The organism is Burkholderia cepacia, assembly GCF_029962485.1.
GTDB lineage: Bacteria > Pseudomonadota > Gammaproteobacteria > Burkholderiales > Burkholderiaceae > Burkholderia.
This window is the reverse complement of record NZ_CP073637.1, coordinates 662,779-689,144: the sequence shown is the minus strand read 5'-3', so window position 1 is coordinate 689,144 and position 26,366 is coordinate 662,779. Positions and strand designations below refer to the sequence as shown.

At 67.0% G+C, this 26,366-nt stretch carries 28 protein-coding genes and 1 other RNA gene; 18 read left to right on the top strand and 11 right to left on the bottom strand.

Features of this window, described 5'->3' with window-relative positions:
* Window positions 1–60 precede the first annotated feature (60 nt).
* The 4 genes from KEC55_RS03200 to KEC55_RS03185 all read left to right on the top strand — a co-directional run bounded on the left by KEC55_RS03200 (window position 61) and on the right by KEC55_RS03185 (window position 4,651).
* A complete protein-coding gene (locus KEC55_RS03200) occupies window positions 61–981 on the top strand; it encodes a LysR family transcriptional regulator (protein WP_282506710.1) in 921 nt (306 codons plus the stop codon).
* A gap of 247 nt (window positions 982–1,228) precedes the next feature.
* Entirely contained in the window at window positions 1,229–1,738 is a 510-nt protein-coding gene (locus tag KEC55_RS03195; protein ID WP_282506709.1) for an NUDIX hydrolase, read from the top strand.
* A complete protein-coding gene (gene mnmA, locus KEC55_RS03190) occupies window positions 1,735–2,913 on the top strand; it encodes a tRNA 2-thiouridine(34) synthase MnmA (protein WP_282506708.1) in 1,179 nt (392 codons plus the stop codon). The genes KEC55_RS03195 and mnmA overlap by 4 nt, the downstream gene beginning before the upstream one ends.
* A gap of 118 nt (window positions 2,914–3,031) precedes the next feature.
* Window positions 3,032–4,651, top strand: a complete 1,620-nt coding sequence (locus tag KEC55_RS03185) for an FMN-binding glutamate synthase family protein (RefSeq protein ID WP_282506707.1) — start codon at window positions 3,032–3,034, stop codon at window positions 4,649–4,651.
* Window positions 4,652–4,759: 108 nt separating this feature from the next.
* Here KEC55_RS03185 and KEC55_RS03180 read toward each other — a convergent pair whose 3' ends face one another.
* A complete protein-coding gene (locus KEC55_RS03180; protein ID WP_282506706.1) occupies window positions 4,760–5,374 on the bottom strand; it encodes a glutathione S-transferase family protein in 615 nt (204 codons plus the stop codon).
* 183 nt (window positions 5,375–5,557) lie between these two features.
* On the opposite strand from KEC55_RS03180, the gene KEC55_RS03175 reads away from it, so the two are divergent.
* The 10 genes from KEC55_RS03175 to KEC55_RS03130 all read left to right on the top strand — a co-directional run bounded on the left by KEC55_RS03175 (window position 5,558) and on the right by KEC55_RS03130 (window position 16,068).
* Entirely contained in the window at window positions 5,558–6,943 is a 1,386-nt protein-coding gene (locus KEC55_RS03175; protein WP_282506705.1) for an aminopeptidase P N-terminal domain-containing protein, read from the top strand.
* 37 nt (window positions 6,944–6,980) lie between these two features.
* Window positions 6,981–8,168 (top strand): UbiH/UbiF/VisC/COQ6 family ubiquinone biosynthesis hydroxylase, encoded by a 1,188-nt coding sequence (locus KEC55_RS03170; RefSeq protein WP_282506704.1) that lies wholly within the window; start codon window positions 6,981–6,983, stop codon window positions 8,166–8,168.
* A 125-nt stretch (window positions 8,169–8,293) separates the two neighbouring features.
* Window positions 8,294–9,361, top strand: a complete 1,068-nt coding sequence (dusB, locus tag KEC55_RS03165; protein WP_282506703.1) for a tRNA dihydrouridine synthase DusB — start codon at window positions 8,294–8,296, stop codon at window positions 9,359–9,361.
* The gene (locus KEC55_RS03160) at window positions 9,358–9,591 is read left to right on the top strand and encodes a Fis family transcriptional regulator (protein WP_006476892.1); all 234 of its coding nucleotides are present in this window, start codon (window positions 9,358–9,360) and stop codon (window positions 9,589–9,591) included. Before dusB ends, KEC55_RS03160 begins: the two co-directional genes overlap by 4 nt.
* 44 nt (window positions 9,592–9,635) lie before the next feature.
* On the top strand, window positions 9,636–11,201 hold the full coding sequence (gene purH, locus KEC55_RS03155) for a bifunctional phosphoribosylaminoimidazolecarboxamide formyltransferase/IMP cyclohydrolase (protein WP_282506702.1): 1,566 nt from the start codon (window positions 9,636–9,638) through the stop codon (window positions 11,199–11,201).
* 151 nt (window positions 11,202–11,352) lie between these two features.
* Window positions 11,353–11,895, top strand: a complete 543-nt coding sequence (gene ruvC / locus KEC55_RS03150) for a crossover junction endodeoxyribonuclease RuvC (RefSeq protein WP_096506379.1) — start codon at window positions 11,353–11,355, stop codon at window positions 11,893–11,895.
* A 167-nt stretch (window positions 11,896–12,062) separates the two neighbouring features.
* On the top strand, window positions 12,063–12,644 hold the full coding sequence (gene ruvA, locus KEC55_RS03145; RefSeq protein ID WP_014898064.1) for a Holliday junction branch migration protein RuvA: 582 nt from the start codon (window positions 12,063–12,065) through the stop codon (window positions 12,642–12,644).
* 108 nt (window positions 12,645–12,752) lie between these two features.
* On the top strand, window positions 12,753–13,823 hold the full coding sequence (gene ruvB / locus KEC55_RS03140; RefSeq protein ID WP_176050498.1) for a Holliday junction branch migration DNA helicase RuvB: 1,071 nt from the start codon (window positions 12,753–12,755) through the stop codon (window positions 13,821–13,823).
* Between the two features lie 24 nt (window positions 13,824–13,847).
* Complete coding sequence (locus tag KEC55_RS03135) at window positions 13,848–14,801, top strand: oxygenase MpaB family protein (protein ID WP_282506701.1); 954 nt, start codon at window positions 13,848–13,850, stop codon at window positions 14,799–14,801.
* Between the two features lie 154 nt (window positions 14,802–14,955).
* Entirely contained in the window at window positions 14,956–16,068 is a 1,113-nt protein-coding gene (locus KEC55_RS03130) for a ParB/Srx family N-terminal domain-containing protein (RefSeq protein ID WP_282507478.1), read from the top strand.
* Between the two features lie 54 nt (window positions 16,069–16,122).
* Here the strand turns inward: KEC55_RS03130 and KEC55_RS03125 are convergent, their stop codons facing one another.
* From KEC55_RS03125 to tyrS, 3 genes are read right to left on the bottom strand one after another with little or no spacing between them, the layout of a single operon-like run.
* Window positions 16,123–16,788 carry a histidine phosphatase family protein gene (locus KEC55_RS03125; RefSeq protein ID WP_282506700.1) on the bottom strand — a complete coding sequence of 222 codons (666 nt, stop codon included), beginning with the start codon at window positions 16,786–16,788 and terminating at the stop codon, window positions 16,123–16,125.
* A gap of 23 nt (window positions 16,789–16,811) precedes the next feature.
* Window positions 16,812–17,270: a D-aminoacyl-tRNA deacylase gene (gene dtd / locus KEC55_RS03120; RefSeq protein WP_011350959.1), complete on the bottom strand. Its 459-nt coding sequence runs from the start codon at window positions 17,268–17,270 to the stop codon at window positions 16,812–16,814.
* Window positions 17,267–18,508, bottom strand: a complete 1,242-nt coding sequence (gene tyrS, locus KEC55_RS03115; protein WP_176050495.1) for a tyrosine--tRNA ligase — start codon at window positions 18,506–18,508, stop codon at window positions 17,267–17,269. Before tyrS ends, dtd begins: the two co-directional genes overlap by 4 nt.
* 142 nt (window positions 18,509–18,650) lie before the next feature.
* Here tyrS and KEC55_RS03110 point away from each other — a divergent pair, with 142 nt between their 5' ends.
* On the top strand, window positions 18,651–19,799 hold the full coding sequence (locus KEC55_RS03110) for an anhydro-N-acetylmuramic acid kinase (protein ID WP_282506699.1): 1,149 nt from the start codon (window positions 18,651–18,653) through the stop codon (window positions 19,797–19,799).
* Between the two features lie 108 nt (window positions 19,800–19,907).
* Here KEC55_RS03110 and erpA read toward each other — a convergent pair whose 3' ends face one another.
* The 3 genes from erpA to rplM form a co-directional block, all read right to left on the bottom strand.
* Entirely contained in the window at window positions 19,908–20,279 is a 372-nt protein-coding gene (gene erpA, locus KEC55_RS03105) for an iron-sulfur cluster insertion protein ErpA (protein WP_006759918.1), read from the bottom strand.
* A 229-nt stretch (window positions 20,280–20,508) separates the two neighbouring features.
* Window positions 20,509–20,901: a 30S ribosomal protein S9 gene (gene rpsI / locus KEC55_RS03100; RefSeq protein ID WP_048251223.1), complete on the bottom strand. Its 393-nt coding sequence runs from the start codon at window positions 20,899–20,901 to the stop codon at window positions 20,509–20,511.
* A 10-nt stretch (window positions 20,902–20,911) separates the two neighbouring features.
* Window positions 20,912–21,340, bottom strand: a complete 429-nt coding sequence (gene rplM / locus KEC55_RS03095; RefSeq protein WP_041490553.1) for a 50S ribosomal protein L13 — start codon at window positions 21,338–21,340, stop codon at window positions 20,912–20,914.
* Between the two features lie 311 nt (window positions 21,341–21,651).
* On the opposite strand from rplM, the gene KEC55_RS03090 reads away from it, so the two are divergent.
* Window positions 21,652–21,957: a DUF1090 family protein gene (locus KEC55_RS03090; protein ID WP_282506698.1), complete on the top strand. Its 306-nt coding sequence runs from the start codon at window positions 21,652–21,654 to the stop codon at window positions 21,955–21,957.
* Window positions 21,958–22,367: 410 nt separating this feature from the next.
* On the top strand, window positions 22,368–22,832 hold the full coding sequence (locus KEC55_RS03085; RefSeq protein WP_282506697.1) for an OsmC family protein: 465 nt from the start codon (window positions 22,368–22,370) through the stop codon (window positions 22,830–22,832).
* A gap of 69 nt (window positions 22,833–22,901) precedes the next feature.
* Here the strand turns inward: KEC55_RS03085 and rnpB are convergent.
* The 3 genes from rnpB to pyrC all read right to left on the bottom strand — a co-directional run bounded on the left by rnpB (window position 22,902) and on the right by pyrC (window position 24,752).
* An RNA gene (gene rnpB / locus KEC55_RS03080) (RNase P RNA component class A) lies at window positions 22,902–23,313 on the bottom strand.
* Window positions 23,314–23,325: 12 nt separating this feature from the next.
* Window positions 23,326–23,691, bottom strand: coding sequence for a DUF3025 domain-containing protein (locus KEC55_RS03075; protein ID WP_282506696.1), 366 nt, complete (start codon window positions 23,689–23,691; stop codon window positions 23,326–23,328).
* Complete coding sequence (pyrC, locus tag KEC55_RS03070) at window positions 23,688–24,752, bottom strand: dihydroorotase (protein ID WP_011350953.1); 1,065 nt, start codon at window positions 24,750–24,752, stop codon at window positions 23,688–23,690. Before pyrC ends, KEC55_RS03075 begins: the two co-directional genes overlap by 4 nt.
* A 205-nt stretch (window positions 24,753–24,957) precedes the next feature.
* Between pyrC and KEC55_RS03065 the strand changes: the two genes are divergently transcribed.
* Entirely contained in the window at window positions 24,958–25,869 is a 912-nt protein-coding gene (locus KEC55_RS03065; protein WP_176050491.1) for a class II glutamine amidotransferase, read from the top strand.
* A gap of 179 nt (window positions 25,870–26,048) precedes the next feature.
* Here the strand turns inward: KEC55_RS03065 and KEC55_RS03060 are convergent, their stop codons facing one another.
* A complete protein-coding gene (locus KEC55_RS03060) occupies window positions 26,049–26,183 on the bottom strand; it encodes a hypothetical protein (RefSeq protein WP_282506695.1) in 135 nt (44 codons plus the stop codon).
* Between the last annotated feature and the right edge of the window lie 183 nt (window positions 26,184–26,366).

Sequence of the window (26,366 nt, the reverse complement as noted above, 5' to 3'; positions counted from 1 at the left end):
GGGTGCCGCCATCTTTATCGATAAGATGTCATCGATCAAATCGATAGAAAGATATGTGTCATGAATGCGGATGATATCGCCGGTCTCGACCTGAACCTGCTGAAGGTGTTCGAGGCGCTGTACGAGGAAGGCGGCGCGAGCCGGGCGGCACTGCGGCTCGACCTCACGCAGTCGGCCGTCAGCGCGGCGCTGGCGCGGCTGCGCGTGATCTACGCCGATCCGCTGTTCGTGCGCACCGGCCGCGGGCTCGCGCCGACGCCGCGCGCGGACGAACTGAAGCCGATCCTGTCCGATGCACTCGACCGCTGCCGCGAAAGCCTCGCGATCGCGGCCGACAGCGGCGATCGCGTCGGCCGCACGATCTCGGTCGGGCTGTCGGACGACTTCGAGATCGCGCTCGGCCGCGCGCTGATCGACGCGGTCGCGCGGGAAGCCGCAGGTATCCGGCTGATCTTCCGGCAGACCCACAGCGGCATCGCCGGCGACGCGCTGCTGCGGCACGGCGTCGATCTGGCGATCGCGTCGGGCGGGTTCTCGGCGAGCGGGCTCAGCCGGCGCGCGGTCGCGGCGGGCGGCTATGCGTGCCTGATCGATCCGGCCGCCCGCACGCGGCCACCGCGCACGCTGACGCTTGCCGATTTTCTGCAGCGCGATCACCTGCTCGTATCGTCGGGCGGCGTGATCGGGATCGTCGACGAGGCGCTGGCCGCGCTCGGCCACAAGCGGCGCGTCGCGGCGTCGACCACGCATTTCGCCGCGCTGCCGTACCTGCTCGCCGGTTCCGACGCGGTCGCGACGATTCCCGCGCACGCGGCGCGCACGATCGCGCAATCGACGCCGCTGCGCGCGCTCGCCTGCCCGGTCGACCTGCCGCGCTATCCGGTGGAAATCGGCTGGCGCACGAGCACGCAGCGCGACCCGGCAATCGTGCGCGTCCGCGACACGATCGCCGCGTGCGTCGCGCGCCTCGTCGAGCCATGAACGAAGGCGCCGTGGCGTCGCCAGCGCGCCGACGGCGCGTGCCGCGCACGCAGGACCCCGCGTTGACGCCGCTTTTCACCCTGGGCGGCGGCCGTGCCGCCACGTTCCGCACGATCGATCGTGCACGGATGCCGCGCCAACCGGGCCCGCGTCGCAGCCCATCGGCAGGACGCGAGGCTTACGGGGTCGGATTCACTTAACGAGAGCGGCCGGCAGCGTTCAGGCGCAACCGGTAAAATGCCGAACCATGAAACCCGAAATCTGGACCCCGCATGTAACGGTCGCCGCGCTCGTCGAGCATGCCGGCCGCTTTCTCGTGATCGAGGAGGAAACCTCGACGGGCCTGCGCTTCAACCAGCCGGCCGGCCATCTCGAGGCCGGCGAAACGCTGGCCGACGCCGTGATCCGCGAAACGCTCGAGGAAACCGCGCACCCGTTCACGCCCGACGCACTCGTCGGCGTCTACCTCGCGCATTACGACCGCCCCGGCACCGCCGGCGCGACCTACCTGCGTTTCACGTTCTGCGGCACGGCCGGCGAGCCGGTCGCGGGCCACGTGCTCGACGAAGGCATCGTCCGCACGCTGTGGATGACGGCCGACGAACTGCGCGCGTGCAGCGAGCGGCATCGCTCGCCCGCGGTCATGCGCTGCGTCGACGACTATCTCGCCGGGCGGCGCATTCCGCTCGATTTCCTGCACACGCATTCGGTCGCGCCGCGCCCCGAAGCATTCGAACGTCAGGCGGTCAACAAATGAGCAAGCGCCGCGTAGTAGTGGGCATGTCGGGCGGCGTCGATTCGTCGGTGACCGCGTGGCTGTTGAAGGAACAGGGCTACGACGTGGTCGGCCTGTTCATGAAGAACTGGGAAGACGACGACGACGGCGAATACTGCTCGACGCGCCAGGACTGGATCGACGTCGTGTCGGTGGCCGACCTGATCGGCATCGACGTGGAAGCCGTCAACTTCGCCGCCGAATACAAGGACCGCGTGTTCGCCGAGTTCCTGCGCGAATACTCGGCCGGCCGCACGCCGAACCCCGACGTGCTGTGCAACGCCGAGATCAAGTTCAAGGCGTTCCTCGACCACGCGATGTCGCTCGACGCGGAAATGATCGCGACCGGCCACTATGCGCGCGTGCGCGAGCGCGACGGACGCTTCGAACTGCTGAAGGCCTTCGATCATACGAAAGACCAGTCGTACTTCCTGCACCGGCTGAACCAGGCGCAACTGTCGAAAACGATGTTCCCGCTCGGCGAGATCCCGAAGACGAAGGTGCGCGAGATCGCCGCCCAGATCGGGCTGCCGAACGCGAAGAAGAAGGATTCGACCGGCATCTGCTTCATCGGCGAACGGCCGTTCCGCGATTTCCTGAACCGCTACCTGCCGACGAAGCCCGGCCCGATGAAGACGCCCGACGGCAAGGTGGTCGGTGAGCACATCGGCCTCGCGTTCTACACGTTCGGCCAGCGCAAGGGCATCGGCCTCGGCGGCAGCAAGAGCGGCAGCGGCGAACCGTGGTTCGTCGCAGCGAAGGACATCGCGTCGAACACGCTGTACGTCGTGCAGGGCCACGATCATCCGTGGCTGCTGTCGCGCGAGCTCGTCGCCGGCAACGTGAGCTGGGTCGCCGGCGAGCCGCCGGCAGACGGCTTCGCGTGCGGTGCGAAGACGCGCTACCGGCAGGCCGATGCGGCATGCGCGTTCGGCCGGGCCGCGATCGGCGCCGCCGCCCCCGGCCCGGCAGGCGAAGCCCGCTTCTCGCTCGCGTTCAACGACGCGCAGTGGGCCGTCACGCCCGGCCAGTCGGCCGTGCTGTACGACGGCGAGATCTGTCTCGGCGGCGGCATCATCGAGCTTGCGGCAGCCGGCCAGCCCGGTCAGGCCGCGCCGGCGGAAGGCCACGCGCCGGCACTCGCCGACGCACGCTGACACATATTCGGTTTAGACTTGCGCCACGCCGCGCCCGGCGGGACACGATTCCGCCGCGGCCGGCGCGCCGCCGCGCAGCGTACGCATGGCGGTATTTCAAGATTCTTACGGAGTCCCCATGCTTTCACGACGCTATCTGGCGATGTGGTGTGCCGTCCTGCTGCTCGTCGCAGCGGCCGCGCTCGCGTCGGCCCACATGCTTTCCTGGCTGTGGATCATCATCCCCGTCGCCCTCGTCGCGCTCGGCGTGTACGACCTGAACCAGGACCGTCACGCGATCCTTCGCAATTACCCGCTCTGGGGCCACTTCCGCTTCCTGTTCGAATTCATCCGACCTGAAATCCGCCAGTACTTCGTCGAGGACGACACCGACGAGAAACCGTTCTCGCGTGCGCAGCGCAGCCTCGTGTACCAGCGCGCGAAGAACGTCGCCGACAACCGCCCGTACGGCACCGAGCTGAACGTGAAGGCCGTCGCGCACGAATGGATCAGCCACTCGCTCGCGCCGACGAAGCTGCCGAACCACGATTTCCGCATCCGGGTCGGCGCGAATCGCGCGCAACCGTACGATATTTCGATCTTCAACATCTCGGCGATGAGCTTCGGCTCGCTGTCCGCGAACGCCATCCGCTCGCTGAACCTCGGCGCGAAGAAAGGCGGGTTCGCGCACGACACCGGCGAAGGCTCGCTGTCGAAGTACCACCGCGAGAACGGCGGCGACATCATCTGGGAAATCGCGTCGGGCTACTTCGGCTGCCGCAACGACGACGGCACGTTCAACCCCGACAAGTTCGCGAAGCAGGCCGCCGATCCGCAGGTCAAGATGATCGAGGTGAAGCTGTCGCAGGGCGCGAAACCCGGCCACGGCGGCGTGCTGCCGGCCGCGAAGATCACGCCGGAAATCGCCGAGACGCGCGGCGTGCCCATGGGCAAGGACTGCATCTCGCCCGCGACGCACTCGGAATTCTCGACGCCGCGCGGGCTGCTCGAATTCGTCGACCGGCTGCGCACGCTGTCGGGCGGCAAGCCGACCGGCTTCAAGCTGTGCATCGGCCATCCGTGGGAATTCTTCGGCATTGCGAAAGCGATGATCGAGACCGGCATCGTGCCCGACTTCATCGTCGTCGACGGCGCGGAAGGCGGCACCGGCGCCGCGCCGCTCGAATTCACCGACCACGTCGGCGTGCCGCTGCAGGAAGGATTGCTGCTCGTGCACAACACGCTCGTCGGGATCGGCGTGCGCGATCGCGTGAAGATCGGCGCGAGCGGCAAGATCATCACCGCGTTCGACATCGCCCGCACGCTCGCGATCGGCGCGGACTGGGTGAACTCGGCGCGCGGCTTCATGTTCGCGGTCGGCTGCATCCAGGCGCAGCATTGCCACACCGACCGCTGCCCGACCGGCGTCGCGACGCAGGACCCGGTACGCCAGCGCGCGCTCGTCGTGCCCGACAAGGCCGAGCGCGTGTACAACTTCCACCGCAATACGCTGCATGCGCTGCAGGAGCTCGTGCAGGCGGCGGGCCTCGGACATCCGTCCGAGCTGCGCGCGCATCACATCGTGCAGCGGGTTGCGCCGCACGAGGTGCGGCTGATGTCGCAGTTGCTGAAGTACCTGAAGCCCGGCGCGCTGCTCGACGGCCAGACCTGCGGCTTCACGCTGTACGACAAGTGGTGGCCCATCGCGCGCAGCGATTCGTTCACGCTCGGCGAAGCCGTGTACGCGTCGATCGAGTGACGCACGCGGGCCGCCCCGCTCACGCGGCGGCCCGCGCGGCAAAAAGAAAAGCGCCCCGCGGGGCGCTTTTCTTTTGTCTGCCGAATGCGCGAATGCGTGGCCGGCGGCTCAGTTCTGCGGCAGCGTATCGGCGAACGATTGCCGCTGCTGGAGCTTCACGAAATACTTGTCGAGGTTCGGGTGGCGGTCGCGCCAGTTGAGCTCGGGCATCCGGAAGTCGAGGTAGCCGAGCGCGCAGCCGAGGGCGATGTCGGCGAGCGTGTAATGATTACCGACGCACCATGTCTTGCCGCCGAGGCCCTGCGACATCGCGACGAGACCGTCGTCGATCTTGCGCTGCTGGCGCGCGATCCAGCTCGCGCTGCGCTGCGCCTCGTCGCGCATCGTGTGTTCGATGCGAATCGCGACCGCGGCGTCGAGGACGCCGTCGCCCAGCGCTTCCCAGCAACGGACCTCGACACGCTCGCGGCCCGACGGCGGAATCAGTTTGCCGACCGGCGACAGCGTATCGACGTATTCGCAGATCACGCGGGAATCGAACACCGCGGCACCATCCTCCATCACGAGGCACGGGACCTTGCCGAGCGGATTCGATGCATGAATATTCGTCTCCGGCGCCCACACGTTCTCGAGCTCCAGCTTGTAGTCGATCTTCTTTTCAGCAAGCACGATCCGCGCCTTGCGGACGTACGGGCTGCCGAGCGAACCGATTAATTTCATCATCTGCCTTCTTTTTGGGAACCGCCGAGAGTATACGTTGTCGCCGATCATAACCGGCCAGCGTCGCACGACAGAAAATCGGCCGTCGGGCCTGTGGATGGTTTGCAACAACCGCCGCGCGGGCCGTCCGGCGCGACTCGCCGCCCCTCTTTCACGCGCGGCGTCCCGCGGCGCTACAATCGCACGATGAATGCGCCCCTCGATACCGCCATCGCCGTCGACGTCTACCGCCAGCGCCGTGAACGCGTGCTTGCCGCACTGCGTGCCGCGGGCGGCGGCGTCGCCATCGTTCCCACCGCGCCGGAACTGCTGCGCAACCGCGATACGACGTACCCGTACCGGTTCGACAGCTACTTCCATTACCTGACGGGCTTCACCGAGCCGGATGCCGTGCTCGTGCTGAACGCGGCTGCACCGCACGGCGCGCCGGAGTCGATCCTGTTCTGCCGCGGCAAGAATGTCGACCGCGAGATCTGGGAAGGCTTTCACTACGGACCCGACGCCGCGCGCGACGCGTTCGGTTTCGACGCGGCATTCGCGGTCGACGTGATCGACACCGAAATGCCGCGCCTGCTCGCCGATGCCGGCACCGTGCACTACCGGTTCGGCGCGTCGGCCGACTTCGACCGCCAGCTTGCAGGCTGGATCGATGCGGTGCGCGCGCAGGCGCGCACGGGCGTCGCCGCGCCGGACGCACTGCTCGATCTCACGCCGCTGCTCGACGACATGCGGCTCGTGAAGGACGAACACGAACTCGCGACGATGATGCGCGCCGCGCACATCTCCGCGCTCGCGCACCGCCGCGCGATGCAGGTGTGCCGCCCCGGCATCCGCGAATACGAACTCGAGGCCGAGCTGCTGTACCTGTTCCGCAAGCATGGCGCGCAGTCGCCCGCGTACGGCTCGATCGTCGCGGCCGGCGCGAACGCATGCGTGCTGCACTACCCGGCCGGCAACGCGGCCGCGCGGGACGGCGACCTGATCCTGATCGATGCCGCGTGCGAACTCGACGGCTACGCGTCGGACATCACGCGCACGTTCCCGGCCAACGGGCGCTTCTCGCCCGCGCAACGCACGCTGTACGACATCGTGCTCGCTGCGCAGCAGGCCGCGATCGATGCGACGCGCGCGGGCGTGCCGTTCGAAGCGCCGCACGATGCGGCCGTGCGCGTGCTCGCGCAGGGGCTGCTCGACACCGGCATCATCCCGAAGTCACGCTTCTCGACGGTCGACGACGTGATCGCCGAGCGCGCGTACACGCGCTTCTACATGCACCGCACGGGCCACTGGCTCGGGATGGACGTGCACGACTGCGGCGACTACCGCGAGCGGCTCGCCGAGCGCGACGGCAACGGCGCGCTGCCGTGGCGCACGCTGAAGCCCGGCATGACGCTGACGGTCGAACCCGGCCTGTACGTGCGTGCCGCCGACGACGTGCCGCCCGAGTACTGGAACATCGGCATCCGCATCGAGGACGACGCGATCGTGCGCGAGCAGGGCTGCGAATTGATCACGCGCGGCGTGCCCGTCGACGCCGACGAGATCGAAGCGCTGATGCGCGCGGGCGCATGACCGGCCGCCGACCGTTACCACCGTTTCACGAATCAAGATGACGACCGCTTCCTCCCCGGCCACGCCGGACTACGACCTCGCCATCGTCGGCGCGGGCCCCGTCGGGCTCGCGCTCGCCGGCTGGCTCGCACGCCGCAGCGCGACGCAGCACGCATCGATCGCGCTGATCGATGCGCGCGAACCGGCCGCGAGCGCGAACGACCCGCGCGCGATCGCGGTGTCGCACGGCAGCCGCGTGCTGCTCGACACGCTCGCGTGGCCCGCCGATGCGACGCCGATCGAACATATCCATGTGTCGCAGCGCGGCCATTTCGGCCGCACGCTGATCGACCGCGACGAGCACGACCTCGCCGCGCTCGGCTACGTCGTGCGCTACGGCTCGATCGTGCAGGCGCTCGCGGGCGCCGTGCGCGGCACGCGCGTCGACTGGCTCACGTCGACCACCGCACGCGCGCCGCGGCAGGATGCCGACGGCGTCACGCTGACGCTCGACGGCCCGCAGGGCGAACGTACGCTGCGCGCGCGCATCGTCATCAACGCCGAAGGCGGGTTGTTCCACGAACAGCAGGCCGACACGGCCAAGCATCGGCGCGACTACGGGCAGACCGCGCTCGTCGGCACGGTCACGGTATCGGCGCCGCGCCCGAACGTCGCGTGGGAGCGCTTCACGCATGAAGGCCCGCTCGCCCTGCTGCCGCTCGGCGGGCCGCGCCAGGCCGACTACTCGCTCGTCTGGTGCTGCGCGCCCGACGAAGCGGCACGACGCGCCGCGCTGCCCGACGACGCGTTCCTGCGCGAGCTCGGCAGCGCGTTCGGCGCACGCATGGGCGACTTCGTCGCCATCGCCGGCCGCGCGTCGTTCCCGCTCGGCCTGAACGCCGCGCAAACGCTCGTGAGCGGCCGCGTCGCGATCGTCGGCAATGCCGCGCAAACCCTGCACCCCGTCGCGGGCCAGGGGCTCAACCTCGGGCTGCGCGATGCGCATACGCTCGTCGACACGCTGTCCGCGCAAGGCTTCGAAGCAACCGCGCTCGCGACCTTCAACGCGCGCCGCGCGCTCGACCGGCGCTTCACGATCGGCGCGACCGACACGCTGGCGCGGTTGTTTACGATCGACTCGGGCCCGCTTCCGCTGCTGCGCGGCGCCGCGCTGACCGCGCTCGAATTCGTGCCGCCGCTCAAGAAGGTGATCGCGCGCCAGATGATGTTCGGCCAGCGCAACTGACGCGCGGCGCGCACAGTCGCGCCACTCAAACCGGGTCAAATCGGCGGGGCATGGGAATACGGTAAAATGCTCGTTTTCCGTCTTCCCTTCCCCTGCCCGCGCCAGTCGCGGGCGGTGCCATTGCGATGCCCGTTATCGGCCCTCACGTATTGCGTAACAACCTGTTCGTCGCCCCGATGGCCGGCGTGACGGATCGTCCGTTCCGTCAGCTGTGCAAGCGGCTGGGGGCCGGTTACGCCGTGTCCGAGATGGTCGCGTCCAACGCGCAGCTGTGGAAAAGCGCGAAGACGATGCGCCGTGCGAACCACGACGGCGAAGTCGAGCCGATCGCGGTCCAGATCGCCGGCGCCGATCCGGCGATGATGGCCGAAGCGGCCCGCTACAACGTCGACAACGGCGCGCAGATCATCGACATCAACATGGGCTGCCCGGCGAAAAAGGTCTGTAACGTCGCGGCCGGTTCCGCGCTGCTGCAGAACGAGCCGCTCGTGCAGCGGATCGTCGAGGCCGTCGTCGCGGCGGTCGGCACGGGGCCCGATGCGGTGCCCGTCACGCTGAAGATCCGCACCGGCTGGGACCGCGAGCACAAGAACGCGATCACGGTCGCGCGCCTCGCCGAAGCGGCCGGCATCTCGATGCTCACCGTGCACGGCCGCACGCGCGCCGACCTGTACCGCGGCGACGCTGAATACGACACCATCGCGGCCGTGAAGGCGGCCGTGCGGATTCCGGTCGTTGCAAACGGCGACATCACGTCGCCCGCGAAGGCGAAGGCCGTGCTCGATGCAACCGGCGCCGACGCGCTGATGATCGGTCGTGCCGCGCAAGGCCGGCCGTGGCTGTTCCGCGAAATCGATCATTTCCTGCAAACCGGTGAACTGCTGCCCCCGCCGCTGATCGACGAGATCCAGCACGTGATGAACGAACACCTGGAAGACCACTACGCTTTCTATGGTGAATTCACGGGAGTCCGTACTGCGCGCAAGCACATCGGCTGGTACACTCGCGGCCTTTCCGGTGCCAACGGGTTCCGGCACAGGATGAACACGCTCGATTCCTCCCGCGAGCAACTCGCCGCCGTCAATGCATTCTTCGAGGCGCAAAAGGCGCTGTCGGACCACCTCGTCTACGTCGATGACGAAGAGGAAAACGGCCAGGGCGAGTCGGACGACCATAACCAGTTAGCAGCATGAGCAAGCACAACATCGAACAATGTGTCCGCGAGAGCCTGGACGTGTATTTCCGGGATCTAGACGGCTCCAATCCGCACGACGTCTATGAAATGGTGATGTCCTGCGTCGAAAAGCCGATGCTCGAGGTCGTGCTCGTACAGGCAGGCGGCAACCAGTCGCTCGCCGCGGAGTACCTCGGCATCAACCGCAATACGCTGCGCAAGAAGCTGCAGCAGCACGGCCTGCTGTAGTCGGCCGCCCCGTCCCCGTTTCCCTGGCTATTGGTGGTTCCATCATGATCAAGCAAGCGCTCATTTCCGTTTCCGACAAGACCGGCATCGTCGACTTCGCGAAGTCGCTGTCCGACCTCGGCGTCAAGCTGCTGTCAACGGGCGGCACCGCGAAACTCCTCGCCGACGCCGGCCTGCCCGTTACCGAAGTGGCCGACTACACGGGCTTCCCGGAAATGCTCGATGGGCGCGTGAAGACGCTCCACCCGAAGGTGCACGGCGGCATCCTCGCCCGCCGCGACCTGCCCGAGCACATGCAGGCGCTGGAACAGCACGGCATCCCGACGATCGACCTGCTCGTCGTGAACCTGTACCCGTTCGTCGCGACGATCGCGAAGGACGACTGCACGCTCGCCGACGCGATCGAGAACATCGACATCGGCGGCCCGACGATGCTGCGCTCGGCCGCGAAGAACCACCGCGACGTGACGGTCGTCGTCGATCCGGCCGACTACGCGGTCGTGCTCGATGAAATGAAGGCGAACGGCAATGCGGTGGGCTACCCGACCAACTTCCGCCTCGCGACGAAGGTGTTCGCGCACACCGCGCAATACGACGGCGCGATCACGAACTACCTGACGAGCCTGACCGACGAGCTGCAGCACGCGTCGCGCAGCGCGTACCCGGCCACGCTGAACATGGCGTTCGACAAGGTGCAGGACCTGCGCTACGGCGAGAACCCACACCAGAGCGCGGCGTTCTACCGCGATCTCGCGACGCCGGCCGGCGCACTGGCGAACTACCGCCAGTTGCAGGGCAAGGAACTGTCGTACAACAACATCGCGGATTCGGACGCGGCGTGGGAATGCGTGAAGACGTTCGACGCGCCGGCCTGCGTGATCATCAAGCACGCGAACCCGTGCGGCGTCGCGGTCGGCAACGACTCGGCCGATGCTTACGCGAAGGCGTTCCAGACGGATCCGACTTCCGCATTCGGCGGCATCATCGCGTTCAACCGCGAAGTCGACGAAGCGGCCGCGCAGGCTGTCGCGAAGCAGTTCGTCGAAGTGCTGATCGCACCGTCGTTCTCGGACGCCGCAAAGCAGGTGTTCGCCGCGAAGCAGAACGTGCGCCTGCTCGAAATCGCGCTCGGCGACGGTCACAACGCGTTCGACCTGAAGCGCGTGGGCGGCGGCCTGCTCGTGCAGTCGCTCGACTCGCGCAACGTGCTGCCGAGCGAGCTGCGCGTCGTCACGAAGCGCCAGCCGACCGCGAAGGAAATGGACGACCTGCTGTTCGCATGGCGTGTCGCGAAGTACGTGAAGTCGAACGCGATCGTGTTCTGCGGCAACGGCATGACGCTCGGCGTCGGCGCCGGCCAGATGAGCCGCGTCGATTCCGCCCGCATCGCGAGCATCAAGGCGCAGAACGCGGGCCTGACGCTGGCCGGCTCGGCTGTCGCGTCGGATGCGTTCTTCCCGTTCCGCGACGGCCTCGACGTCGTCGTGGCAGCCGGCGCGACCTGCGTGATCCAGCCGGGCGGCTCGATGCGCGACGACGAAGTGATCGCGGCAGCCGACGAGCACGGCATCGCGATGGTCCTGACCGGCGTGCGTCACTTCCGTCACTGATCGCATGCGGCCCGCGTGGCTGCAACATGAGAGCCCGGCGGCGTCGCACCCGCCGGGTTTTTTATTGCGCGACGCCCGCGCACGCAAGCGTGCGACCGGTGCGCTGCACCATTCGTTGTAGTATCGCTGCATCAGGTTTCTCTCCTCACTCATGCGAATTCTCGGCATCGACCCTGGCCTGCGCGTCACCGGCTTCGGCGTCATCGACGTCAGCGGCCATCGGCTCGCGTATGTCGCGAGCGGCGTGATCCGCACGCCGACGGCCGACCTGGCCACGCGGCTCGGCACGATCTTCCAGGGCGTATCGACGCTCGTGCGCGAACATGCGCCTGATCAGGCCGCGATCGAACAGGTGTTCGTCAACGTGAACCCGCAGTCGACGCTGCTGCTCGGCCAGGCGCGCGGCGCCGCGATCTGCGGGCTCGTCGCCGGCGGCCTGCCGGTGGCCGAATACACCGCACTGCAACTGAAGCAGGCCGTCGTGGGCTACGGCCGCGCGACCAAGTCGCAGATGCAGGAAATGGTCACCCGGCTGCTCAACCTGTCCGGCCAGCCCGGCAGCGACGCGGCCGATGCACTCGGGATGGCGATCTGCCACGCACACAGCGGCAATACGCTCGGCACGATCAGCGGCCTCGCACCGGCGCTCGCGAAGAAAGGGCTGCGCGTGCGGCGCGGGCGGCTGGTCGGCTGACGCCAGCGCACGCGGTCGCCCGACTCCCCGGAGCGGACGCCGTGACCGTTTCGACCGCGCGCGGCGCCCCCCCACGACACGCATCGCTTCGGCCTGACGGCCAGGCCCATCGGCATTGCGCCACGCGTGCGCTACACTCGCGCTTTATTCCTCTCGTCCCGCCCTCCATGATCGGTCGCATCGCCGGCATCCTGCTCGAAAAGAACCCGCCTCATCTGCTCGTCGACTGCAACGGCGTCGGCTACGAAATCGACGTGCCGATGAGCACCTTCTACAACCTGCCGCAAACGGGCGAACGCGTCGTGCTGCTCACGCAGCAGATCGTCCGCGAGGACGCGCACCTGCTGTACGGCTTCCTGACGCCGCAGGAGCGCACGACCTTCCGCGAGCTGCTGAAGATCACCGGCATCGGTGCCCGCATGGCGCTCGCCGTGCTGTCCGGCATGAGCGTGCAGGAGCTCGCGCAGGCCGTGACGATGCAGGACGCCGCGCGCCTCACGCGCCTGCCCGGCATCGGCAAGAAGACGGCCGAACGCCTGCTGCTCGAGCTGAAGGGCAAGCTCGGCGCCGACCTCGGTGCGCTCGCCGGCGCGGCGTCGCCGTCCGACCACGCGACCGACATCCTCAACGCGCTGCTCGCGCTCGGCTATTCCGAGAAGGAAGGCCTGGCCGCGATCAAGAACGTGCCGGCCGGCACCGGCGTGTCCGAAGGCATCAAGCTCGCACTGAAGGCGTTGTCGAAGGTGTAACGCACGGTCAATCCGGCCGTTGAAACCAGTGTCGCGCGGCGCCGCACCGCGCGCCAGTCGGCCGTTCGGCCAGGTGGGCCGGAACGCGTCGCGCGGTACAATGGCCGCATGATTGAAACCGACAAACTCGCCACCGAGCAGCGGATCATCGCCGCCACGCCCACCTCGTCGCACGAGGAGGTGTTCGAACGTGCGCTGCGGCCGCGCCAGCTCGACGACTACGTCGGCCAGGAAAAGGTGCGCGGCCAGCTCGAGATCTTCATCGAAGCGGCGAAGCGCCGCTCCGAGCCGCTCGATCACGTGCTGCTGTTCGGGCCGCCGGGTCTCGGCAAGACGACGCTCGCGCACATCATCGCGCGCGAAATGGGCGTGAACCTCCGCCAGACGTCGGGCCCCGTGCTCGAGCGCGCGGGCGATCTCGCCGCGCTGCTGACGAACCTCGAAGCCAACGATGTGCTGTTCATCGACGAGATCCACCGGCTGTCGCCGGTCGTCGAGGAAATCCTGTATCCGGCGCTCGAGGATTACCAGATCGACATCATGATCGGCGAAGGTCCGGCCGCGCGCAGCGTGAAGCTCGATCTGCAACCGTTCACGCTGGTCGGCGCGACCACCCGCGCGGGGATGCTGACCAACCCGCTGCGCGACCGTTTCGGGATCGTCGCGCGGCTCGAGTTCTACGACGCCGATCAGCTGTCGCGCATCGTGCGGCGCTCGGCGTCGCTGCTGAACGCGCAGATCGATCCGCACGGCGCGCTGGAAATCGCGAAGCGTTCGCGCGGCACGCCGCGGATCGCGAACCGGCTGCTGCGCCGCGTGCGCGACTTCGCGGAAGTGAAGGCCGACGGCCAGATCACGGCAGCGGTGGCCGATGCCGCGCTCGCGATGCTCGACGTCGATCCGGTCGGCTTCGACCTGATGGACCGCAAGCTGCTTGAAGCGATCCTGTACAAGTTCGACGGCGGCCCGGTCGGCATCGACAACCTCGCGGCGGCGATCGGCGAGGAGCGCGACACCATTGAGGACGTGCTCGAGCCGTACCTGATCCAGCAGGGCTTCCTGCAACGCACGCCGCGCGGGCGCGTCGCGACGCTGCTCACGTATCGTCACTTCGGGCTCTCGGCGCCCGACACCGGCCGCGCCGAACGCGGCGAATGGAATACGCCCGACGGGAAGTAACCCGTCGCCCGAGCCGCGCCCGCCATGACCACACCGCCCAGCCGCCACCCCGCCGCGCCCGCACCGGGCCCGCGCTGGGCCGAGCCGATCCGCAAGCGGCTGGTGGCCGGCATCACGCACCTGACGGCGGGCGGTGGCGGCCCGTCGCTCGATCTCTCTTCACCGCCCGGCGACCCTGGGCTGTTCGGCCCCGATGCCGTCTGCTGGCGCGTGCACGCCGACTTCACGTCGATGATGACGGGCGGCATCGCCGCGCTGCTGCTGCAGGCGCTCCACCCGCTCGCGCTCGCGGGCGTCTGGGATCACTCGTCGTTCCGCACCGACATCCTCGGCCGCTTGCGCCGTACCGCCACGTTCATCACGGGCACGACGTTCGGCAGCCGCGCGGACGCCCTCGCGCTGATCGAGCGCGTGAAATCGATCCACGCGCGCATCTCGGGCACCGCGCCGGACGGCCGCCCGTATCGCGCCGACGATCCATCGTTGCTGACCTGGGTGCATGTCGCGGAAGTATCGAGCTTCCTCGCCGCGCATCTGCGCTACGTGAATCCGTCTCTGTCGGGCGAGTTGCAGGACCGCTACTACGCCGAAACGGCATTGATCGCCGAGCTGCTCGGCGCCCAAGGGGTTCCGCGTTCGCGCGCCGAGGTTGCCGCCTATCTCGCGCGCATGCAGCCTGAACTCGAGGCCGGGCCGCACACCTTCGACGTGATGGACATCCTGCTGAATGCGCCGGTCGCGACACCCGTGCTGCGGCCGGCCGCGTCGCTGATGATGCATGCGGGAATCGACCTGCTGCCGCCCTGGGCGCAGCGCATGCTCGGCGTATCGACGTTCGCGCCGCTGCGCCGCGCGGTGGTCCGGCCCGGCGTACGGGCCGTCGCCCCCGTGCTGCGCTGGGCGCTCGTCAACGGCGCGTCGAAACGTGCACGCCGTCGCGCGACCGCGACCCCGCCCGACGGCACCCCGTCCGCCTGACGATCCGGTTCTTCCGATCATTTCAATTTGCTGTCAAATTCCTGTGACAAGCTGACAGGCTTGCACCCGCGCACGGTCGCATGTCCTGCTCGTCCCCCGCCTGTTCGTGACCCGCGCGGTCTCCCGTTCACCCGACCGACACCCGATGCCCGCGATGCTCCGCCTGCCGATCCGTTTCGCCCTTGCCGCCAGCCTGTCCACCGTCTTCGCCCTCACCGCCTGCGGAGGCGACGATGTCGTCGCCGTGGCGCGTACCGACTCGCAAACGCCGTCCGGCGGCACCACGCCCCCACCGGCCACCGTCACGCCGCAAGCGGGCAAGTGGAAGGCCGCGCGCGCGGGCGACCTGATCGACGTGACGCTCGGCGATCTCCATCCGACGCAGGGTGCGATTGGCTACGACCAGATCTATTACAAGCTCGGCCGCTACGAACTGCAGCCCGACAAGAAATTCGACGATTTCTGCGCGGACGAAGGGCTCGGCGGCGTCGCATCGAGCGGCTACACGGCCAAGTCGTCGCTGCGCGAGCCCGCGAGCTACACGTGCACGACGACCGACGCGAACGCCCGCGACCGCTCAGTGCTGAACCCGGTCGTGATCGGCCCGAACGGCGATGCGCTGTACCTGACCGACGGCCATCATGGCCTGTCGACCTACTACGAGACGCCCGACGGCGGCGCGGCGCTGCACGTGCACGTCGTCGTCAAGGACAACCTCAGCGACTACTCGGGCGACGCGTTCTGGCAACAGATGCAAAGCCGAGGCTACCTGCGCCTGAAGAACGGCGACGGCAAGGCAATCACGACCGAGCAACTGCCGACCGGGCTCGGCCTGAAACTCGGGATGACGAACGATCGCTACCGGTCGCTCGTCTATTTCACGCGCGACATCGGCTACAGCAAGCCCGCGCAAGCGACCGATTACCTCGAGTTCTACTGGGCCGACTGGCTGCGCGCGCAACCCGGCACGTTCGCGCTGCCGAGCTACGACCTCACGCGCGGCGGCACGACCGATCCCGATCCGGCGAAGGCCGACACGGGCTATCTGAATGCGGTCTGGAATGCGTCGACGCGAATGGTCGCGGCAACGGACCCGGTGATCGACGGCAAGACGGGTGCCGACCTCGGGCGCGCCGATGCGATCAACGGCGGGAAGAAATACAACAAGGGGGAATTCGACAAGCTGCGCCAGCCGATCACGGCCGACAAACCGGGCAAGATTGCGTACGCGCTCGACTACAAGACACGCCACGCGCTGCCGCAGTAAGCGGCTCGCGGTAACGGAAGCCCCGGCCGGCAATGCCGTGCGGGGCCCGCGGACTCAGAGCACCTTGCGGTACCCGTCGTCGTCGTCGCTCGCCGCTTCCAGATGCGACACGTCGGCCCACTGCACGACTTGTGCGCGGCCATCCACGTAATCGACGACGTTGATGCTCGTATTGAGCAGCTGGTAATTGCGCGGCGCCGACAGCTCGATTCCGTTCGCAAAGCGGTACACGCAGTCGAGCACGCCGCCGTGCGCGACACAGGCGATCCGGCCGCCCGGATGCGCGGCGACGATCGGTTCGAGCGCATGCAGCACGCGGTGATAGAACTCGCGCTGCGACTCGCCGCCTTCCGGTGCAAAACCCGGATCGCGTGTCTGCCAGGCCGCGTACGCGTCCGGGAACAGCGTCTCGATCTCGGTGCTGTCGTGCCCCTGGAACGCGCCGTACGAGCGTTCACGCAACCCTTCACGCAGCTGCAGCGGCAGACCAAGCGCATCGGCAAAGGGTTGTGCGGTCTGTTGCGCACGCATCAGGTCGCTCGAATAGACCGCGTCGATTCGCGCGCCGTCGCGCGCCTCCCGTTCGAGCCGGGCTGCCAGCCGCTTCGCCTGTGCGAGCCCGGTGTCGGCCAGCGGAATGTCGATATGGCCCTGGATGCGCTTGATGCGGTTCCAGGCCGTCTCGCCATGGCGAATGAAAAGAATCTGCGTGGTGGCCATCGCGGCGCGTCTCCGGGAAAGAATCAGGGCCGCACTTGCAGCCAGAACGTCACGGGGCCGTCGTTGACGAGCGACACCTGCATGTCGGCGCCGAACTCGCCCGTCTCGACGACCGGATGGCGCGCCCGCGCAGCCGCAACGAAATAATCGAACAGCCGCGCACCTTCGTCGGGCGGCGCGGCCGGCGTGAAGCTCGGACGCAGCCCGCTGTTGGTATCGGCCGCGAGCGTGAATTGCGACACGAGCAGCAGGCCGCCAGCGCGGCCCTCGCCGTCGATGTTCGACACCGGCAGGTTCATCTTGCCGGCGGCGTCGCTGAACACGCGGTAGCCGAGCATCTTCGCGAGCAGCTTGTCGGCTGCCGCGTCGGTGTCGCCGCGTTCCGCGCAGACCAGCGCGAGCAGGCCCGCGCCGATCTCGCCGGTCGTACGGTCGCCGACGCGCACGTCGGCGCGCTTCACGCGCTGGATCAGCGCGATCATGCGGTCAGCGTGACGCGCGCGAAGCGGCGCTTGCCGACCTGCACGACGAACTCGCCGGCTTCGATCTTCAGGCCCTTGTCCGACACCGTCGCGCCGTCGATCTTCACGCCGCCCTGCTCGATGTTGCGCAGCGCTTCGCTCGTCGACGGCACGAGGCCGGCCTGCTTCAACAATTGGCCGATCGCCAGCGGCGCACCGGCCAGCGTGACCGCCGGAATGTCGTCCGGCACGCCGCCCTTCGCGCGGTGGTTGAAGTCCTCCAGCGCACGCTCGGCATCGGGTTGCGAATGGAATCGCGCGACGATTTCCTGCGCGAGCAGCACCTTGAAGTCGCGCGGGTTGCGGCCGCCTTCAGCCTCGCGCTTGAAGCCCGCGATCTCGTCGAGGCTGCGGAACGACAGCAGCTCGAAGTAACGCCACATCAGCGTGTCCGAGATGCTCATCAGCTTGCCGAACATGTCGGTCGGCTTCTCGCTGATGCCGACGTAGTTACCCTTCGACTTCGACATCTTCTCGACGCCGTCGAGGCCTTCGAGCAGCGGCATCGTCAGAATGCACTGCTGTTCCTGGCCGTACTGCTTCTGCAATTCGCGGCCGACCAGCAGGTTGAACTTCTGGTCGGTGCCGCCGAGCTCGAGATCGGCGTTCAGCGCGACCGAGTCGTAACCCTGCATCAGCGGGTACAGGAATTCGTGGATCGAGATCGGCACGCCGCCCTGGAAGCGCTTCGTGAAGTCTTCACGCTCGAGGATCCGCGCGACCGTGTAGCGCGACGCCAGCTTGATCATCCCGTCCGCGCCGAGCGGCATCGACCATTCGCTGTTGTAGCGGATCTCGGTTTTGTCGCGATCGAGCACGAGTGCGGCCTGCTCGAAGTAGGTCTTCGCATTCGATTCGATCTGCTCGCGCGTGAGCGGCGGGCGCGTCGCGTTACGGCCCGACGGATCGCCGATCAGCGACGTGAAATCGCCGATCAGGAAGATCACCGTGTGGCCGAGATCCTGCAGCTGACGCATCTTGTTCAGCACGACCGTGTGGCCGATGTGGATGTCGGGCGCGGTCGGATCGAGGCCGAGCTTGATGCGAAGCGGCGTGTTCGTGGCCGCGCTGCGCGCGAGCTTCTGCGCGAACTCTTCCTCGATCAGCAGCTCGTCGACGCCGCGCTTCGTGACGGCGAGCGCATGCCGGACTTCGTCGGTGATCGGGAAAACAGGCTTGGAACTGGATTCGGTGCTCATCGGTGCCAGGAAGAATGTCGCAAAAACAGGGATTTTCCCATAACTTGCGCGCGCATCGCTTAACGGCACGTCAGGTTGCGCGGATAATCGGGCGCAAGGCGCGCGGCACCGGCCCGCGCCGCACGATCCAGGAGAACCCAACGTGCCGCAACGACAGCCGCAAAACGCCCATCCGGCCGACGGCATCTACTTCGGGCTGATGTCGGGAACCAGCATGGACGGCGTCGACGGCGTCGCCGTGCGTTTCGAGGCCGGCAAGGCGCCGGTCGTGCTCGCGGAAGCGTTCGTCGGCTTCGCACAATCGCTGCGCGACGCGCTGTTCGCGCTGCAACAGCCCGGCGACAACGAGATCGACCGCGAATCGCTCGCGGCGAACGCGCTCGTCACGCGCTACGCGGTGTGCTGCCATGAATTGCAGCGCACGGCCGGGCTGTCGCGCGACGAGATCCGCTCGATCGGCGTGCACGGCCAGACGGTACGTCATCGCCCCGAGCGCGGCTATACGCGGCAGCTCAACAATCCGGCGCTGCTCGCCGAGCTGGCCCAGGTCGACGTGATCGCCGATTTCCGCAGCCGCGATGTGGCCGCCGGCGGCCACGGCGCGCCGCTCGCGCCGGCGTTCCATGCAACGGTGTTCGGTGCGCCGGGCGAAACGCGCGTCGTCTGCAATCTCGGCGGAATCAGCAACATCACGATCCTGCCGGGCGAAGGCGGCGACGTGCGCGGCTTCGACTGCGGCCCCGCGAACGCTTTGCTCGACGAATGGGCGACCCGCCATCTGGGCAAGCCGTACGACGACGGCGGCAAGTTCGCCGCGCGCGGCACCGTGCACGCGTCGTTGCTCGACGCGCTGCTCGACGAGCCGTATTTCACCGCACCGCCGCCGAAAAGCACCGGCCGCGACCTGTTCAATCCCGCATGGCTCGACGCGAAGCTCGCCGCGTTCGCACAGGTCGCGCCGGAGGACGTGCAGGCGACCCTCACCGCGCTCACCGCCGTGTCGGTCGCACGCGAGATCGCCAAACACGCATCGGGCTGCAAGGCCGTGTTCGTCTGCGGCGGCGGCGCACGCAACCCGGTACTGCTCGACGCGCTCCGGCACGCGCTGCACGAGGCCGGCGTGCCGGCCACCGTCGATACGACGGCCGCACTCGGCGTGCCGCCGCAGCAGGTCGAGGCGCTCGCGTTCGCGTGGCTCGCCTATCGCTTCACCGCGCGCCAGCCCGGCAATCTCGCGACGGTCACCGGCGCCGCCGGCAACCGCGTGCTCGGCGCGCTCTATCCGCGCTGACGCGAAGCGCGCCATGCGGCGGGCGCCGCATGGCAGACAGACGTAAAAAAAACGGGGCATGAAGCCCCGTTTTTCATGCCGGCGAACCGGCGCGGATCTGGCGCGCGCTCAGACCGAGAACGACGAACCGCACCCGCAGGTGGTGGTCGCGTTTGGGTTCTTGATCACGAACTGGGCGCCGTTGAGGTCGTCCTTGTAGTCGATCTCGGCGCCGACCAGGTACTGGTAGCTCATCGAGTCGATCAGGAGCTGGACGCCGTTCTTGTTCATCACGGTGTCGTCCTCGTTGACTTCCTCGTCGAACGTGAAGCCATACTGGAAGCCGGAGCAGCCGCCACCCTGCACGAACACGCGCAGCTTCAGGTCGGGATTGCCCTCTTCGTCGATCAATTGCTTGACCTTGTCGGCCGCGGCGTCGGTGAAGACGAACGGCAGCGGCATATCGGTCGTCGTTGCTGCGGATTCGGTAACAGCGTTCATTCGAACTCTCCAAAAAGCTTTAGCCGCTATTGTAGGGCCGATCAGAAGATCGTGCTGAAGTCCATGAAATCAATAGGTTCTTGTCGATTTCATCAAACCTGCCCACGCGGGCTGCCGCGGCGGCGGCCCGGGCGCGGGCAAACAAGCGGGCATAAAAAAACCGCCAGCGCGAAAACTGGCGGTTTTTCCGGCGGACGCCACCCGAAGGCGGCGAGGCCATGAAGCGGAATTAACGCTTCGAGAACTGCTTGGCGCGGCGTGCCTTGCGCAGACCGACCTTCTTACGCTCGACTTCACGCGCATCGCGCGTCACGAAGCCTGCGCTCGACAGCGACGGCTTCAGCGTCGCGTCGTAGTCGATCAGTGCACGGGTGATGCCGTGGCGCACTGCGCCTGCCTGACCCGTTTCGCCGCCACCATTCACGTTCACCTTGATGTCGAACGTTTGGCCGTGGTTCGTGAGTTCCAGCGGTTGACGCACGATCATCAGCGACGTTTCGCGCGAGAAGTAGTCAGCGATGGGCTTGCCGTTGACGACGATGTCGCCCTTGCCAGCCTTGATGAAGACACGTGCGACTGCGCTCTTGCGGCGGCCCGTACCGTAGTTCCAGTTACCGATCATGTGGGTCCCCTTAGATCTCGAGCGCCTTCGGCTGTTGAGCCGAATGCGGATGCGTCGCTTCTGCGTAGACCTTCAGCTTCTTGATCATCGCGTAGCCGAGCGGGCCCTTCGGCAGCATGCCCTTGACCGCTTTCTCGAGCGCGCGGCCCGGGAAGCGTTCTTGCATCTTGCCGAACGTCGTTTCATAGATACCGCCCGGGTAGCCCGAGTGACGGTAGTACTTCTTGTCCAGCGTCTTGTTGCCCGTGACCTTCAACTTGCTCGCGTTGACGATGATGATGAAATCACCAGTATCGACGTGCGGAGTGAACTCAGGCTTGTGCTTGCCGCGCAGACGGCGTGCCACTTCGCTGGCAACACGGCCGAGAACCTTATCCGTCGCGTCAATCACGTACCATTCGCGCGTCACCTCATGGGCTTTTGCGGAAAACGTCTTCATGATCGATCCAAAAAAAATGCTTTGCCCGATGTGTTCGTCCTGCTTGTCTGTGTGCGCTTCGAGGCGCGGTGCAGGCTCTCCCTGTTCTTTTTCCGTGGGCATGAATGCGGAAAAGCCCTGAATTATAAAGGAAATACGGCGACGCGGTCAAAGGGAATCCACGTCCCATGTCCGCGGCGCCCGAAATGGGCCAAAATCCGGTCGTGCCCCAACCAGCCAGGCGAACCGAGCGCCTGGGGCGGCACCCATCGACGCGCGGCACCTGACCTTGCCGCGCCAGACCGGCCGAACACGGAAAACAACAAACAAGCATGATGAAACAACGACTTACGCCCCTCTTCGCGGCCGCGCTGCTGGCCGCCGCGGCGCCCGCCGTCGCCGACCACGCCAGTTGCCAAGCCAAGCTCGACGCGCTCGATGCGCGTATCAGCGAAGCCCGGAGCGCCCATGCCGAGGATCGCGTCACCCGCCTGCGCGCGGTGCGCGAACGCGTCCGTCACTTCTGCGCTCGCGGCCACGGCCACGCGTCGGCCGCCCATGCGCCGGCGCCTGACTCGCGCACGCGCGGCACGGCGCCCGACGCGACATCGCAGCCGGCCGCGCGGCAGCCCGCGTAACACTGCCGGTGCGCGCAAGCCGTGCGCCGATGTTTGCATGGGACGAAAAAAAGCCCGAACGGCTGGTTCGGGCTTAATCCACCTCAGGAGGAGGGTGGAGGAGACATTCGGAGGTTGCCGCAGCGCGACAACCAATGAGGCTCATTATACGAACGCGTCCTCGGCTGCACAAGAAAATTTGCATTACGAAATCCAAAACCATAATGCGAAATTTCAGACGGCGCACTCAGAAAGCAAACTTCCTCTTTAAAATCAATCACATGACTCTGACGAGCATGCGCAAAAATACCCCTCGTCTAGAGCAAAACCCCTAAAAAAAGCAGGGAAATTGCCGTCAGACGCCCTGCCCGCGCGGCGCCGGCATTGCACGTCGTGCAGCGCATCAGCCGACCGTTGCGCAGCGGGCTACAATGCCGGATCGAATCCGAATCAGGCAACGCTGGAGCGCAAGCATGGAATGCAAAGTAAGCTGGATGGGCCAGGACGGCATGGCGTTTTCCGCCGAGACCGGCAGCGGGCATCTCGTCGCGATGGATGGCGCGCCCGAGGGCGGCGGCCACAACCTCGCGCCGCGTCCGATGGAAATGGTGCTGCTCGGCACCGGTGGCTGCACGGCCTATGACGTCGTGCTGATCCTGAAGAAGAGCCGCCAGGAAGTCACCGGCTGCTCGGTCACGCTGAAGGCCGAACGCGCGAGCGAAGATCCGAAGGTATTCACGAAGGTGCACTTCCACTTCACCGTCACGGGCCGCAACCTGAACCCGGGCACGGTCGAGCGCGCGATCACCCTGTCGCACGACAAGTACTGCTCCGCGTCGATCATGATCGCGAAGACGGCCGAACTCACGCATTCGTTCGACATCGTCCCGACCTGAACGCACGGCGGCACGCATGAAAAAAGGGCCGGCGCTCCGCAAGGAGACGCCGGCCCTTTCGCATTCGAACCGCAAAGCAGGCCGATAAGCCGGATTCTGTGCACGCTGCGCGCCGAAGCGCGCAACGCGTGGCAGCCATTCCTCTAGGCGCGCCATTGCTGACGCGCTCAAGCTTCCTACCCGCAGACGAGACGGGGGCCCCGTCCTGCATCCGAAAATGCGCGCCTGCCTACTTGGAATTGCTCCGGGTGGAGGTTACCGTGCCGGCGAACGTCGCCGTCGCCGCGGTGCGCTCTTACCGCACCGTTTCACCCTTACCTGATCCCGGCTTGCGCCGGGCCATCGGCGGTTTGCTTTCTGTTGCCCTGTTCCGCGTGTCGCCACGGATGGCCGTTAGCCATCACCCTGCCCTGTGGAGTCCGGACTTTCCTCGCCCCCGCGCGCCCGAAGGCGGCGAGGCCGCGACTGCCTGGCCTGCTTTGCGACGCGCATTCTAGCACTGCGCGCCGCAGTCGGCAGCGCGCGAGCGGCGGCCGATGCGGAATACCGCCGGATCGTCATGGAACGCGGCATCGGCATTCGCCGCCCACCAGCCGGGAGCGCCGAGCACCGGGAGCAGCGCGAAATCGCGGCTCGTCAGCGCGCGCGTCGCGAGTTCGGCGGCGACACGCGCACCGTCGCGCAACGCCCCGTTCAGCGCATCGAGCAACGCGGCGTCGCCCGCCAATGCGGCCGCCTGGACGGCCCGGCCCGGGTCCGCACAGGGCGCGAGCCACGGCGCGGACCAGTCGATCCGCGCGAATTCCGCCGCCGCGCGGCCGGCCGCCTGGCCGGACTCGCGCGGCGACGCATCGGTCACGCCAGTTTCCAGCCGATCGTCTCGCCGCCGCGCAGCGGCACGACCGGCGTGTCGCCCGCGAAGATCTCGCGCGGCAGCTCCCACGCCTCGCGGCGCAGCGTGACCGTCTCGGCGCTGCGCGGCAGCCCGTAGAAATCGGCGCCAAAGAAGCTCGCGAACCCTTCCAGCTTGTCGAGCGCGCCGGCCGTGTCGAACGCTTCCGCGTACAACTCGAGCGCGTGCAGCGCCGTGTAGCAGCCTGCGCAGCCGCACGCGGTTTCCTTCGCGTCGCGCGCATGCGGCGCGCTGTCGGTGCCGAGGAAGAAGCGCGGGTTGCCCGACGTCGCAGCCTCGACCAGCGCCACGCGATGCGTCTCGCGCTTCAGCACGGGCAGGCAGTAGTAATGGGGGCGAATCCCGCCGACGAACAGCGCGTTGCGGTTGTACAGCAGGTGATGCGCGGTGATCGTCGCGCCGAGCAGGCCGGGCGCCGCGTCGGCGTCGCGCACGTAGTCGGCCGCGTCCTTCGTCGTGATGTGCTCGAACACGACCTTCAGGCCCGGAAAATCACGGCGCAACGGCGTCATCACGCGGTCGATGAACACTTTCTCGCGGTCGAACAGGTCGATCGACGCATCGGTCACCTCGCCGTGCACGAGCAGCGGCATGCCGGTTTCCTGCATCGCCTCGAGCGTCTTCGCGCATTTCGCGAGATCGGTGACGCCGTGGTCGGAATTCGTCGTAGCGCCTGCCGGATACAGCTTCACGCCGTGCACGAAGCCGCTTTCGCGCGCGCGGCGAATCTCGTCGGGCGGCGTGTTGTCGGTCAGGTACAGCGTCATCAGCGGTTCGAACGTCATCCCCGCGGGCAGCGCGGCGAGGATGCGCTCGCGATAGGCCTGCGCCTGCGCGGTGGTCGTCACCGGCGGCTTCAGGTTCGGCATGACGATCGCGCGGCCGAACTGGCGTGCGGTGTGCGGCAGCACGGCGGCCAGCATGTCGCCGTCTCGCAGGTGCAGGTGCCAGTCGTCGGGACGGGCGAGCGAGAGCGTCGCCGGGGAGGAAGCGTTCGAGGCAGTCATAGGAGGCGTCGTGAGGAACGTGCTTGCCGTCGGCGGGGCCGGAACACGCGTGCGCGGGCCGACTGACGGCAAACCGCAACACGGGACCTTTGACCAGCGGAATCCGCTTTTTACCGCTCAGGGCTCGGTGATATGCTAGAAGCCGCATTGTACCGGGGTTCGCCCGGTTCGTTACCCCCCGCTTCAGCCTGCCGCCCCAAGTAAAATGTGCCAACTCTTAGGAATGAACTGCGCCGCGCCGACGGACGTCACATTCTCCTTCACAGGTTTCGCGGCCCGGGGCGGGTTGACCGATCACCATGCCGACGGCTGGGGCATCGCGTTCTTCGAGGACAAGGCCTGCCGCCTGTTCATCGATCACCAGGCATCGGCCACGTCGCCGATCGCCGAAATGGTGAAGCGCTACCCGATCAAGTCCAAGAACACGATCGCGCACATCCGCAAGGCGACGCAAGGGCACATCCTGCTCGAGAACAGCCATCCGTTCATGCGCGAGCTGTGGGGCCGGCACTGGATCTTCGCGCATAACGGCGACCTGCAGGACTACGCGCCGAACATGGACGGCAGCGTCTACCACCCGGTCGGCACGACCGACAGCGAGCAGGCGTTCTGCGTGCTGATGCAGGGGCTGCGCGAGGCCTTTCCCGGTGCGCAACCGCCGCTGCCCGAGCTGTTCGAGCGTGTCGGCGAGCTCACGCGCGGGATCACCGATCACGGCGTGTTCAACTTCCTGATGTCGAACGGCCAGGCGCTCTTCGCGCATTGCTCGACGCGGCTGCACTATCTCGTGCGGCGCTGGCCGTTCTCGACCGCGCATCTCGTCGACGAAGACCTGTCGATCGACTTCGCGAAATACACGACGCCTGAAGATCGCGTCGCGGTGATCGCGACGCAGCCGCTCACCGACGACGAAGTCTGGACCGCGTTCGAGCCGGGCGAGCTGATCATGTTCCAGTGCGGCGACGTCGCCGCGCGGATGCAGATTCCGGTGCCGGAACGCGTGCTCGAGAAGCTGCGCAATCCGGCGCTCGACGCATCGGCGTCCGCGCCGCGTGACGCCCGTGAGGCACTCGCCACCGCCACCGACGGCGATTCCGACGACGCGATCGATTTCTGAATCCGGTGCGGCACGCGCCGCGCCGGCTTCCTGCCTGCTTGCTTGAGCAAACCCCGCACCGGAGGCGGCGACGCCCTTCACCGACGAAAATCGCCCCGTGCCGGCCAAGGCCATTTCATTCGGACCGCCATCCGGCGCAATGAATCGATGCCATCTGAAATTCGCTTGATTTTATTAATTCACAAGCGAAAATAAACAGCAATTAAATCAAAAACAATAACACCACCCCAATAAATAAATATAATCTCGGGCGCGCGTTTTAGCGCATCGACTTCCACCAAACCGTGCGTTACCCCACCTACCCCGAGAATCATTCCGGATTTTCATAAAATCCTCCAATCCCTCGCCAGCAAGGCTTTCGGTTCGATTAACCACACAAATCAAAAATACGACCCATTACGGTTGGCATCCTTACATTTCCCAATTTCTCGATCATCGAACGCGATTCGAATCAGTAGACTCCGCCCATCGCTGGTGTAACGAAACACGATTGGCGC